The organism is Methanomassiliicoccales archaeon LGM-RCC1 (assembly GCA_030168575.1).
GTDB lineage: Archaea > Thermoplasmatota > Thermoplasmata > Methanomassiliicoccales > Methanomethylophilaceae > Methanoprimaticola.
The window spans coordinates 1,022,960-1,034,544 of sequence record CP115555.1; the positions used below are offsets into that span (position 1 = coordinate 1,022,960).

Consider the following 11,585-nt stretch of genomic DNA (forward strand, 5'->3'; position numbering starts at 1 on the left):
TCAGATCCTGTGCATCATGTCGAAGATCTCTTCGTGCTGCGCCTTGATGGTACAGCCCACCTTCACACCGATTCCTTCGAGTCCCTTGTTGAGGTCCTCGGTGGATCCCTCGTAGAGGTCGGTGTCCACGATCATCATCATGTTGATGTATCCCTGGGCAGTGGTCTGCTTCAGGTCCAGGATGTTTATGTTGTTCTCGGCGAAGAAGTTGCAAACGGTGGCAATGATCCCCACCTTGTCCTTCCCTACCAGTGTGACTATGGTCTTGCTCATCTGCTCTCACCTATCATCAGTTTGTATTCGATAGCGTCGACAAGCGCAATTAGACTGGCTTCCACAACGTTCTCGGACACGCCGACCGTGGTCCAGCTGCACTTGCCGTCAGTCGATCTTATCAGTACACGGACACCGGATGCCGTTGCCTTCTTCTCCTCGAAGACACGTACCTTGTAGTCCGTGAGTTTCATGTCGTTTATCTCCGGGAAGAACTTGATCAGCGACTTCCTCAGAGCCTTGTCCAGGGCGTTGACCGGACCGTTGCCGTCAGCCGCGGTCTGCTCAAGCTCCCCTGCGGAATCCAGGACCTTGATGCTGGCCTCGGTGTCCATAGCACCCAGGCGATTGTCCATCAGTATCTTGAATCCCTTGACTGTGAATTTGGGTTCTATCTCCCTTCTGAGCCTCTTGACCAGCAGTTCGAAGCTGGCGTCAGCCCCCTCGAACTGGTAGCCCTTGGACTCCATCTCCTTGATCTTCTTGGCGATGTCCGGGGTGTCGTCTCCGCACTCCAGGCCGAGCTCCTTCAGCTTCTCGACTATGCTAGCCTTACCGGCCATCTCGGACACCAGTATCTTCCTGGAGTTGCCCACGGCCGAGGGGTCGATGTGCTCGTATGTGCGGCTGTTCTTGGTCATGGCGGAGATGTGTACTCCACCTTTGTGAGCGAAAGCGCTCTCGCCGACATAGGGCATGTCGGAGCGAGGGGCGATGTTGACTATCTCCCCTATGGATTTGGAGAGCTGAGTGATCTTCTGGAGGTCCATCTCGGACGTCTCGAATCCCGTCTTGTAGACAAGGTTGGGGAGCAGCGTGCACATGTTGGCGTTGCCACATCTCTCTCCGAGTCCGTTCACGGTGCACTGCACCATGGTGCAGCCCCTGTCCACAGCGGTCAGGGAATTGGCCGTCGCAAGATCGGAATCGTTGTGGCAGTGGATCCCCAGAGGGACATCCACAGACAGCAATGCATCCTCTACGGCCTCGCCGATCTCGCTCGGCAAGGTTCCTCCGTTGGTATCGCAGAGGACCAGCCATTCGGCTCCGCCCATCTCTGCCGCCTTGAGGACGTTCAGAGCGTACTTCCTGTCCGACTTGTATCCGTCGAAGAAGTGCTCCGCATCGAAAATGACATGCTTCCCGGAATCCACCAGGAACTTGACGCTGTCCTGCACCAGGTCCAGGTTCTCGGCAAGGCTGATCCCTAACGCCTCCTCGACCTGGAAATCCCATGATTTGCCGAAGATGCAGCACCATTCCGCCGGGCATTCCGCCAGAGCCTTGAGGCTCATGTCCTCCTCAGGCTTCACGCCGCTCCTGCGGGTGCTGCCGAAGGCCACGAGTCTGGTGTTCTTGAGCTTGATATCCTTGGACTTCTCGAAGAATTCGTCATCGACCGGATTGGAGCCTGGCCAGCCGCCCTCCACGAAATCCACCCCGAAGTCATCCAATGCCTTCAGAACATCGAGCTTATCCTCTGATGAGAACAGAACTCCTTCAGTCTGCGCTCCGTCGCGCAGGGTGGTGTCGTATACGGCTACCCAGTCGGTCAACTCAGTCACCGATTCTCTCGTCCATTATGTCGATGATGTCGCTGAGGATCGCGGATGCGGTCTCGGGACCGCCTGCTCCGACACCGGAGACGGTGATGGGTCCAGCGTACTCTGTGATGATCTCAGCGGTGTTCAGGGTACCGGGGAGACTGAGCGGGTGTCCGCGCGGGATCAGCCTGGGAGCGACCTCCAGCTTCGTCGCAGAGACTTCTCCGATGAGCCTGATGACCATTCCGTTGTTCTGCGCCAGAGCGACAGCGTCGGAGTTGATGCTGGTGATTCCGGTGATCTCCACGTCCTTGAGCGTGGCGTTCCTTCCGAAGATGGAGTTGGCCAGGATGACGACCTTGCATGCGCTGTCGTAACCCTCGACGTCATTGGTGGGGTCGGTCTCCGCATATCCCTGCTGCTGCGCCTCCTTGAGCGCCTGCTCGAAGGGCTGTCCGTCGTCCATCTTGGTCAGGATGTAGTTGCATGTACCGTTGAAGATACCCCTGATGGACTTGATCTTCTGACCAGCAAGGTCGTACTTGTTGAGATTGATGATGGGCATCGCGCCGCCGACTGTTCCCTCGAACAGGAGGTAGCGGTCGTTCTTGTCTGCCAGGGCGGTGAGCTCTTTGAAGTTGAGCGCCAGCGGGCCCTTGTTCGCAGTGACGACATCCTTCCCGGTTTCCAGCGCGTGGCGGATGTTGTTCAGTCCTGCACCGCCGGTCTTGATGTCGGTCGAGGTGACCTCTATGAGTATGTCGAAATCGACGGAGTCCAGCGCTTCCTCGATGTTCTTGTACGCCCTTCCGCCGACACGTCCGGTGTCGCACTTCGTCTTGATGACGGAATCCGCATCGAGCCCGTTCTGGTCGATGACGAAGTTCTTGGAGTCCAGCGCTCCCACTATGATGAGGGACTCCCCGTAGCGCTTCTCGAAGAAGTCCTGCTTCTCCTTGATGATCTTGGCCACGCTCTGTCCGATGGTTCCGAATCCGCAGATGAAAGCTCTCATTTCAGACACCCCTCACATAAGTGATGTTGGCCCTCTTGCATTCCTTCCTGAGGATGGAATCGATCTTTTCCAGATTGTCCTCGTAGCGGGCCTTGACCGTTATCAGGCTGGTGTGGCTTGCCGTCTTTATCGACTTGGAGGAGTAGCTGACGTTGATCTCATCCAGAGTCGTCGCCTCGTTGACCTTCTTCAGAAGGCCCTCGATGTACTGTGCGTTGACGTCGCCTATCAGTATGTAGTGCATTGTGAATGTCTCGTGGACGGATCCCAGGCTGGAGATGACTATGTCCTTGGCCTTCCAGAGGTCCTTGAGGCGCTCCAGCTGCTTGTCATCCACTTCGAAGGTGATGTTGACGCAGATCCTGTTGTCGATGATCTTGTCGCGGTTGTGAACCACCCCCAGGATGTTACCGTTGACTAGGGATACCGGTTCTAGCGAACCCATCAGCTGACCAGGCAGGTCGTTTACGAACAGTTCTGCGTTAACTATCATTTTTGCACCTGATGTTTGACCCAACTGCTCTTCCCTATAATAAAGGATGCGTGCGCAAAATCAGCAATTTTGCGTAAAAAGGAGGAAAAACATCGAAAATCGTCAAGCAAACGGTAAAGAACGACATGGTCGATGCAACCTTGAGGGCGAATATGCAGGAAGCATTGGTGAACGGCGAAATCCTGATCTCGGTACCCGACGGATTCGATGTCATGGATGATTCCCTCATGGATGAGCTCTATGAGGATCACAACCATGACAGATGGGGCATCATCGACAGGGAGAACCACATGGTGCTCACCGTATTCTGGCACATGCCCAACGGACTTCTTCTGAAGATGGTCCCAACTAAGACCATATGCAAGAGCACTGAGGAGAGGCTCTCCGCCAGGCTGAAGGATCACGACTACAAGTTCGAGAAGCATTTCAGGAGGCTGCTGTGCAACATCGAGGGCGAGGGTTTCAGGCATTCCTACTCGATACGCGGATACCAATACATCGCGGAGATAATCGTCTTCAAGCAAGGGAACGTCTGCTATACCGTCTATGCATACTCCAGAATCGAGATGGAACCGGTCAACCGTCCGCAGCTCAACGAGATCCTGGAATCTATGAAGATCAAGGACTGAATGACGTGTTGAAGTCCTGAGTTTCCAGTAAAGATTGATAACACCGCCCAATCAAAAGTGACTCACGGGTCAATATATTGACCCGTTCATAAGCTGCCCTGCGGGCAGATTGACGATAGGGATAATAACATACTTTGTGATTCTTCATTCAAATACGATACTAGATCGGATCACACTTCGCCAGAAATCGTACGGGAAATAATCGTTGAACCCATCGTGATCACATCCTTCCGGATGTCGATCGAGAGATAACATAACGCAATACCGTACGACAATCGAAAAGCGGTACCGAGATTTGCGTTTCATGCGTATAATCGTAGAATAACATGATGTCTGGGCTGTGAGAAGGGTCTGAACTATACAAACTGTTCTTTTTTTGACTTATCTTTAGCGTTAGCTATGTTTTTTGTTTCCAAAATTTATAGGTTATAGCCTGCGCTCAAGTCACTTTTGATGGAATAAAAATGGCGCCGAGAGGGAGATTTGAACTCCCGAGGGCAAAGGCGCCCACGAGCTTTCCAGGCTCGCGCCTTACCGGGCTGGGCCATCTCGGCGTGCAAGTAGGGGGATTTTATTACGATATAAAAGCCTATTTACAGGAAACGAGGTCTTTGGATCAACCCCTGATTAGATGTTTTCCGAGTCGGCGCATTGCTCATAAGTAGGAACAATTATCCTAAATAATCCAGCTCCATTTATTAATCATAGACAAGAAAATCATAGTCATATTGATCGCCACCATAGTTATCGTGGCTGGCGTTTGCGTCTATTTTTCATTTGGACAGGGAGAGAAATTGGGAGGCACCGAAGCCTACACCGATATCAAAGTCGGAGATGAGATCAAGAACGATTTCGATGCGACTCTTATAGCGGACGTCACAGTGAAATTGCCTATATCCGAGGCTCTTTCCGAAATGTACTTCCAGATCGTTGGGGCCCACACCCATCTATTCAACCCTGAAGACCTTCAATGACAAGGTCTACGAATGCTTCGTCTATGATATAGATGAGAACGGAGAAATCGCCGAGTACTATGTCATCGAGGATTCCGGAGTGATTCTCGGTGTGTCATACGAGGATGGTACGAATTACATGCTCACAGGCACCAGCTGCGATGTCACTAAGACCATTGAAGAGCAGGAAGTGACCGTGGGCACCACCTATACCTACCTGATGAGGGCCCTCATACCCGGCATGGAGGCTGTGGCTGTGGAGGGATATTCAGTCAACACGGTGACAGAGATCGGAAACGGGGACAACTGCAAGCTGAACACCACCATGAATTCCGAAAACAAGGATATGCTCACACTGAAGCTGGCAAGCATCGAAGGCGACGTCTACAAGTTCGAAGGCAACGACAACGAGTACACCAAGGACGGAGCAATGTCCTATTACGTCTACACCAGCTGTCTGAACGATATCAAGGAGATCTATGGCGAGGACTCAATCGTCATGGGCAAGAAGTATTCTGAAAAGATTGTCACCGCATACGGGAATCGCGACGTCACCGTACAGGAGATGAACGTCGATGTGTTCGGAACGGACACATTCATCAAGTTCTACTACGGATCCAAGGATGTCCTGTACAAGACCTACATGGAAACAGCTGTCGACGATCTCTTCGAGCTCACTCTGATCGTGGATCTCGTGGGAAGCGACGCAGTCAAAGCACTTTGAAAACTGGTAAGCGGCTTCCGAGCGATCGGAAGCCGTTAACCTACCTTTCCCCCAGTTCTGAACCCTATTTGTAACGGTAATTAACAACAGATGCCACCTCATATCTGTTCAGACCAATAGTTAATAACTCCACTATCAGATACCAGAGCGATGTCAGAAACGAAGATCCCCAAGATCACCAAGGACGACGTGAACCTGTTGCAATCCTTCATCAAGGACACCGTCAAGAAGACGAAGTCGAAGGGTGTTGTAATCGGTCTCAGCGGAGGCATTGATTCCGCTGTCGTCACAAAGCTCTGCGCCGATGCGCTGGGCCCGGAGAACGTTCTGAACATCTTCATGCCCTCCAGGGGCACCCCTGCGGAGGACTACAAGACAACCGCTGATCTCGCAGCCCTCTGGGGCACCGAGTACAGGGTGGTCGACGTGCAGCCTGCAGTCGATGCGCTGGCAGCAGTTCTGCTGTCAGATGCGGAGACTCCTCTCGAGAGGGGCAACATCTCAGCAAGATGCAGGATGGCCGTCCTGTACAATCTGGCCAAGAAGAGGCAGTACCTAGTTGCGGGAACGTCCAATCAGAGCGAGATCATGATGGGGTACTTCACCAAGTTCGGCGACGGGGCATGCGACATGACCCCTCTAGCGAACATGTACAAGACTGAGGTCAGGCAGATCGCCGCCATCATCGGCGTCCCCCAGCCGATCATCGACAAGCCCCCGTCCGCAGGACTGTGGGAGGGTCAGACGGATGAGTCGGAGATGGGTATCAAGTACGAGGATCTGGATGCCATCCTGTATGAGATGGAGCAGGACCGCACTGATGCGCAGATCGCCGCGGACACCGGACTGCCGAAGGAGCAGGTCTCCGACATCCGCAGGCAGGTGCAACTGATGGAGCACAAGAGGATGCCAGCGTTCCGCCCGTCGGAATACTGACCGTCCCCCTGTCAGAAATCTTTATGTACTACGGCTATATGTTCTGCAATGTTGCTCCTGTGGTGTAGCGGCCAATCATGAAGCCCTCTCGAGGCTTCAACACGGGTTCAAATCCCGTCGGGAGCACTATTTTTTCCTCACCCAGATTCGAAAGTAGTACTCCCTCTAGGTTGCACTATTCTTCCAGGCCCGCATTTATGAGTATGAGGCAATCCTGTTAGGTGCTTCGGCGGTCTCGGGTATCCCTGATTAATAGATCTAAATAGTATACGAATCGAGATTAACTCGATTTGCAGTACATTCCTGATGCAATGATGCAAAATAAGGGGAATATCCCGTCGGAATCCGACGGGATGGTTTGTAATCAGTTGGGGACCGATATGAGGTTGGAGGTCTTCAGTTTGACGACGAAGCTCAGGGAATTGCCGTCACTACTATAGACCATGCTCAGATTGTAGTTGACGCCTTTCTCGCCGTAACCGAGAGTCAATGTTGCCGTCTGTTCATCTTTGGTCGCGTCAAATACCTCATAAGTGACCTTACGCTTTCCGTATCCTTCGACATCCTCGATTTCAGTGGTCTTGCTCTTGGGCTCAAGCGAGATTTCCTCCTCTTCCAACTGTGCGATTAATTTATCCTCAGAGATGAAGGCCAGGAATAGCTCTTTCTTTATGGGCTCATCGATATCCTTGAGCTTTATGGTGTCAAGGTCCACGAACTCGATTTCCAGCCGTATATCGGCGTTCGCATAGAGTTCGGATACCGCAGTACAGTCGTAGAGGCCTTCAGACTCGTTGGTGACCGTGGTGATCGTGGATCCGCTGAACTCCACGACGATTTCGCCTTCGGCGACTCTCACGCTGTTCGACAACTTGATGTATGAGGATTTCTCGATTGTCAGCTCACTGGCATTCTTAGTGATGTCGATGTTGGTATCTTCCAGTCTGTATTCCATAGTGAGGTTAGGTGTTACGGAGTTGTATCCGTACACTACTCTGGTCTCGGGGTGCACCAAGTACTCGGTTGTGAATTCTCCGGACTTATACTCATACAGGTCGCACATGATGAGTACTCCCTTGTATGTCACGGAGTGCTGTCCGGTCAACTCGCCATAGTAATTGGTCAGGTTGGAGAGGACTGTTTCTTTTTCAACGCCTGTAATGTTGTTGTTGGCCAGTATGGCCGCCTCAAATCCAATCTCAATGTAATCTCCTTCCCTGAGGTCTTCTCTCACGATCTCATCAACGGGGTAGTTCTCACTACCGTTGTTGAAGAAGGCGAAGTACACACCTACGGCTGCGACCGCGATGATCACAACCGCTATGATTGCCATATATGTAGACTTCATGCCCGTGAAAGTAAGTTGGCAGTATTAATGGTCTTTCTTTATTACTGTCAAAGCGATGCTTGTAAACGCGTAATTCTGCTGGTTATCTTGGGAAAATAGTCAATAATAATTGACCATGGTCAGATTTTGATGTCCTTTTATATCGGCGAACAACACTTCCGTATCTCATGCCCGAAAATGAAGAGAGAGCTTCATTCAGCGGAAAGGTGGGATTCGTCCTGGCCGCATCGGCTTCTGCAGTCGGTCTTGGAAACCTTTGGAGGTTCCCGTATCTGACATCCCACTATGGAGGAGGAATCTTCGTCATCGTGTACATCATTTTGGCGGTGACTTTTGGATTTTCATTGCTCATCGCTGAGACAGCTCTCGGAAGGAAGACTGGAAAGTCTTGTATCAGCGCATTCGGAGAATTGTGCAGCAAATACAAATTCATCGGAATCATCGCAGCGATAGTTCCTATTCTGATCGTACCATACTACTGCGTTATCGGTGGTTGGGTCACAAAATGGTTAGCGATGTCCGCAACGGGCGAACTGGCCACACTGGCCGATGGAGGCGGAGCATACTGGTGGAGTTGGATCACGGGCGCCATAGACGGCATGTCCGATCCCACGGCATGGTTCCTGATCTTCGCATTGCTTTGTGTCGTCTGTGTAGCTGTCGGTGTGGAGAGAGGAATCGAGAAACTGAGCAAGATCCTCATGCCTCTTCTGCTGTTCATGATCATCGGAATCACCATCTATGAGTTCACTCTCCCCGGTATCTGGGATGGAGTCGTGTTCTATCTCAACCCTGATGTGTCCAAGCTGAGCGGCGGAACCTTCGTTGGAGCCATCAGTCAGATCTTCTACTCGATGTCCCTGGCGATGGGAATCATGATCACATACGGTTCCTACATGAAGAAGAACGTCAACATCGAGAAGTCCGCGAGGAACATCGGTATCATTGATACCGGAGTCGCTTTCCTGGCGGGTCTCATGATTGTTCCTCCGGCATTCATGATGGGAATGGGTGACTCGAAGAGCATGGGACTGATGTTCTCGGCCTTGCCCCAGGTATTCGAAGGAATGCCCGCAGGTGAGATCGTCGCACCCATATTCTATCTGCTCGTTCTGTTCGCAGCCATGACCTCGGCCGTCTCACTTCTAGAGACTGTGGTCTCTGTGTTCGTGGATATCAAGTCCATCAAGCGTAAGAACTCGATCCTGATCTCGATAGCACTTCTCTTGGTATTGGGAATCATGTCAGTCATGGGATTCGGTCCCTGGATGACCGACCTGTCGCCTCTTGATCAGGGAGCCGGATGGTTAGGAATTTTCGACAACATCACCAACGTTATCCTGATGCCCATAGTCGCCATCCTGACCTGTGTCTTCATAGGATACGTCATTAAGGTGACCGTCATCACGGACGAGGTGAAGGCCGAAGGAAACACCTTCAGATCGGAGAAGGCTTTCGTTTTGATGATCAAGTACATCTGTCCAGTGTTCCTGGTAGTTATGCTTGTCTACGGCTTGCTGCAGATGGTCGGCGTACTGCCGCCGTTCTGAGCTGAAACCATAAGGATGCCCGGGGATCCGGGCATCCGTTTTCTCATAATAAAGTGAAGGTAGACTGTTCTCAGCCTCTCACGAACTTGACATAGTCCGCTTTTCCCTGAGCCCTTATTTCTGATAATATGTCTTTTAGAACAGGGGCATCGCACGACACCACCATCACCTCCAGGCATTTGTGGTTCTGGAGGTGCGAGTGCATCTGCGTCTTGATGTGATCCTGATATCTGCCTTGGATCTGCATCATCCAAGGGTCCTCGTGGTGGCTGCGCACGATGATCAGCACCCCCTCGATGATTCCCTCCATCTTGTCCAGTTCCTTTATCTCTCCCATCGCTGAGGATATCGAGGCCCTGATGGCCTCAGATCTCCCTTTGAGATTGTAGGTTTCCTGAATGATGTCCAGCTCTTCGGTGTATTCGTTGCTGAGCGACACGCTTATTATCGTCATGGTCCCACGTTAATAATATCCGCCAAACTTGTCGGCAGAAATTATTAACATTCTGCGAATATTTTAATAATCTTATTTCAACAAAGGGAATATGGAACCGATAATGCTGTTCTTGATGTATTCAGCGCTCCTTGTGGCGATCTCGCTGATAGGAGCTTACCTGCCCATGTTCGGCAGGAAGGATGATGGGCGCACCCATCTTATGATCGCCATAAGCGCGGGGATATTCCTCGGTCTGCTTCTGTTCATGCTCCTGCCGGAGGCTCTGGAGGAAAGCGAGGAGGGTGGAATCGACACCCACTACTCGATGATCGTCCTTGCGCTAGGTTTCCTCGCCATACTGATCCTGGAGAAGCTGATGGACCATCTCCATCACGACAAGTGCGGCTGCCACGAGGATGGACACTCCCACAAGCTCGTCTCTGTTTCGTCATACATCGGTCTGGCGATCCATGCAGCCTGCGACGGTCTCGCCCTGGCGGCTATGTTCATGGCCGGAGAGGAAGTCGGTCTGATGGCCACCATCGGTTTGTGCATCCACAAGTTCGCGGAGCTGTTCTCCCTATCGTCCACGATGCTCCTTTCGGATTACACCAGGAGGAGCTCGCTCGTGCGCTTGGGGATATTCGCTCTTATCACCCCGATCACCGGTACGCTGTTCTTCATGCTGTTCAGCGGAATGGAGGTTGAGGGACTGCTCGGACTGCCACTTATGTTCGCATCCGGAACCCTGCTGTATGTCACCATGTGCGACATGCTGCCCGAGGCCTTCCACAGGGAGGAGAAGGAGATGAAGTCTCTTGCCCTCATCCTGCTGGGAGTCGGACTGATGCTAGCCATCGCCCTGCTGTTCCCGCATGTTCATTGAAGCCTAAGGGGTGGATGATGGGTATAACTACAAGGAGCAGGATGTCCTGATACCATGGAACAGGAGATCCGCGATTATCTGATCATGACAGCCATCGCTCTGGCCATCGCACTCATCGTGCCGTTGGTGTCATGGAGCATGCTGACCGATGAGACGTCCAGAGAAATGATCTGCATCGCCTCCATCGTGATAGGGGTAATCGCGGGACTCTCCTTCGTATTCATCAACAGACGCCGCGACATCTTCTGGTCATCGGAGAGGAGCACATGCGAGAGGCTCAGGGAAGCCTCTAGCATCACATCTCTTCTGGCGGTCGTCCCTCTGATGGAATCAATCGTCCTGATCATCATCCATCCCGAATTCGGTGCGAACGATTTCATGCTCCTCTCAGGGATCATGGTGTTCGTATCGATGCTCATCCAGGCATTCTTCTGGAAGAAGGTGGATGCCATCGGAGCATTGGGATCTTTCAGCATACTGATGCTGATCGTCTCGCTCATATTCCTCAACCTGTCATCGATCCTGGCGATCAACCACGGCGGTGCTGCGATGCTGGTGGCGAGCGCCTTATTCGCAGTTGCGCCGATCCTTCTGATGTTCGATTGGGCATGGTCCGCTAATGCATCTACCATCATGGCGCTCATCGCCGCTTTAGCAACGACGGTGATAACGGTCACTGATGACATAACCCAATTCGGATTGCTCCTGGCGTTCTGGATCCCGGCGGTGTTCCTTGTCCTGATCCGCATCCCCATGAGGGCATCGTCTCTGGTCCATGACGGGCAGAGGCTTTTCTAA

At 52.2% G+C, this 11,585-nt stretch carries 13 protein-coding genes and 2 tRNA genes; 8 read left to right on the forward strand and 7 right to left on the reverse strand.

The genetic code is table 11. From position 1 onward, the window contains the following. The 4 genes from PED39_05085 to PED39_05100 are packed head-to-tail and all read right to left on the reverse strand — an operon-like array spanning position 1 to position 3,325. Positions 1–273, reverse strand: a complete 273-nt coding sequence (locus PED39_05085) for an ACT domain-containing protein (GenBank protein WII06963.1) — start codon at positions 271–273, stop codon at positions 1–3. After that, the gene (gene cimA, locus PED39_05090) at positions 270–1,829 is read right to left on the reverse strand and encodes a citramalate synthase (GenBank protein ID WII06964.1); all 1,560 of its coding nucleotides are present in this window, start codon (positions 1,827–1,829) and stop codon (positions 270–272) included. Before cimA ends, PED39_05085 begins: the two co-directional genes overlap by 4 nt. A gap of 1 nt (position 1,830) precedes the next feature. After that, positions 1,831–2,832 carry a homoserine dehydrogenase gene (locus PED39_05095; protein WII06965.1) on the reverse strand — a complete coding sequence of 334 codons (1,002 nt, stop codon included), beginning with the start codon at positions 2,830–2,832 and terminating at the stop codon, positions 1,831–1,833. Between the two features lies 1 nt (position 2,833). Then, positions 2,834–3,325 carry a hypothetical protein gene (locus PED39_05100; protein ID WII06966.1) on the reverse strand — a complete coding sequence of 164 codons (492 nt, stop codon included), beginning with the start codon at positions 3,323–3,325 and terminating at the stop codon, positions 2,834–2,836. Positions 3,326–3,450: 125 nt separating this feature from the next. Here PED39_05100 and PED39_05105 point away from each other — a divergent pair, with 125 nt between their 5' ends. Then, positions 3,451–3,954, forward strand: a complete 504-nt coding sequence (locus PED39_05105; GenBank protein ID WII06967.1) for a hypothetical protein — start codon at positions 3,451–3,453, stop codon at positions 3,952–3,954. A 465-nt stretch (positions 3,955–4,419) separates the two neighbouring features. On the opposite strand, the gene PED39_05110 is transcribed toward PED39_05105, so the two are convergent. Then, positions 4,420–4,508, reverse strand: a tRNA-Ser gene (locus tag PED39_05110). A 240-nt stretch (positions 4,509–4,748) separates the two neighbouring features. Between PED39_05110 and PED39_05115 the strand changes: the two genes are divergently transcribed. From PED39_05115 to PED39_05130, 4 genes are all read left to right on the forward strand, one after another. Then, on the forward strand, positions 4,749–4,928 hold the full coding sequence (locus PED39_05115) for a hypothetical protein (protein ID WII06968.1): 180 nt from the start codon (positions 4,749–4,751) through the stop codon (positions 4,926–4,928). Continuing rightward, positions 4,885–5,631: a hypothetical protein gene (locus PED39_05120; protein WII06969.1), complete on the forward strand. Its 747-nt coding sequence runs from the start codon at positions 4,885–4,887 to the stop codon at positions 5,629–5,631. The genes PED39_05115 and PED39_05120 overlap by 44 nt, the downstream gene beginning before the upstream one ends. 150 nt (positions 5,632–5,781) lie before the next feature. Next, entirely contained in the window at positions 5,782–6,567 is a 786-nt protein-coding gene (locus PED39_05125; GenBank protein WII06970.1) for an NAD+ synthase, read from the forward strand. Between the two features lie 53 nt (positions 6,568–6,620). Beyond that, a tRNA-Glu gene (locus PED39_05130) sits at positions 6,621–6,693 on the forward strand. Between the two features lie 238 nt (positions 6,694–6,931). Here PED39_05130 and PED39_05135 read toward each other — a convergent pair. Further along, the gene (locus tag PED39_05135) at positions 6,932–7,915 is read right to left on the reverse strand and encodes a hypothetical protein (GenBank protein ID WII06971.1); all 984 of its coding nucleotides are present in this window, start codon (positions 7,913–7,915) and stop codon (positions 6,932–6,934) included. Between the two features lie 167 nt (positions 7,916–8,082). Here PED39_05135 and PED39_05140 point away from each other — a divergent pair, with 167 nt between their 5' ends. Further along, a complete protein-coding gene (locus PED39_05140) occupies positions 8,083–9,465 on the forward strand; it encodes a sodium-dependent transporter (GenBank protein ID WII06972.1) in 1,383 nt (460 codons plus the stop codon). Between the two features lie 70 nt (positions 9,466–9,535). On the opposite strand, the gene PED39_05145 is transcribed toward PED39_05140, so the two are convergent. Then, positions 9,536–9,919, reverse strand: coding sequence for a CopG family transcriptional regulator (locus PED39_05145; GenBank protein ID WII06973.1), 384 nt, complete (start codon positions 9,917–9,919; stop codon positions 9,536–9,538). 91 nt (positions 9,920–10,010) lie between these two features. Between PED39_05145 and PED39_05150 the strand changes: the two genes are divergently transcribed. Both PED39_05150 and PED39_05155 read left to right on the forward strand, forming a co-directional pair. Next, complete coding sequence (locus PED39_05150) at positions 10,011–10,787, forward strand: ZIP family metal transporter (protein WII06974.1); 777 nt, start codon at positions 10,011–10,013, stop codon at positions 10,785–10,787. 54 nt (positions 10,788–10,841) lie between these two features. Then, on the forward strand, positions 10,842–11,585 hold the full coding sequence (locus PED39_05155; protein WII06975.1) for a hypothetical protein: 744 nt from the start codon (positions 10,842–10,844) through the stop codon (positions 11,583–11,585).

Excerpts from the sequence above, each read along its gene's own strand:
- PED39_05085 (WII06963.1), bottom strand. The coding sequence starts at position 273 with ATGAGCAAGACCATAGTCACACTGGTAGGGAAGGACAAGGTGGGGATC.
- PED39_05095 (WII06965.1), bottom strand. The coding sequence starts at position 2,832 with ATGAGAGCTTTCATCTGCGGATTCGGAACCATCGGACAGAGCGTGGCC.
- PED39_05100 (WII06966.1), bottom strand. The coding sequence starts at position 3,325 with ATGATAGTTAACGCAGAACTGTTCGTAAACGACCTGCCTGGTCAGCTG.
- PED39_05105 (WII06967.1), top strand. The coding sequence starts at position 3,451 with ATGGTCGATGCAACCTTGAGGGCGAATATGCAGGAAGCATTGGTGAAC.
- PED39_05125 (WII06970.1), top strand. The coding sequence starts at position 5,782 with ATGTCAGAAACGAAGATCCCCAAGATCACCAAGGACGACGTGAACCTG.
- PED39_05135 (WII06971.1), bottom strand. The coding sequence starts at position 7,915 with ATGAAGTCTACATATATGGCAATCATAGCGGTTGTGATCATCGCGGTC.
- PED39_05140 (WII06972.1), top strand. The coding sequence starts at position 8,083 with ATGCCCGAAAATGAAGAGAGAGCTTCATTCAGCGGAAAGGTGGGATTC.
- PED39_05145 (WII06973.1), bottom strand. The coding sequence starts at position 9,919 with ATGACGATAATAAGCGTGTCGCTCAGCAACGAATACACCGAAGAGCTG.
- PED39_05150 (WII06974.1), top strand. The coding sequence starts at position 10,011 with ATGGAACCGATAATGCTGTTCTTGATGTATTCAGCGCTCCTTGTGGCG.
- PED39_05155 (WII06975.1), top strand. The coding sequence starts at position 10,842 with ATGGAACAGGAGATCCGCGATTATCTGATCATGACAGCCATCGCTCTG.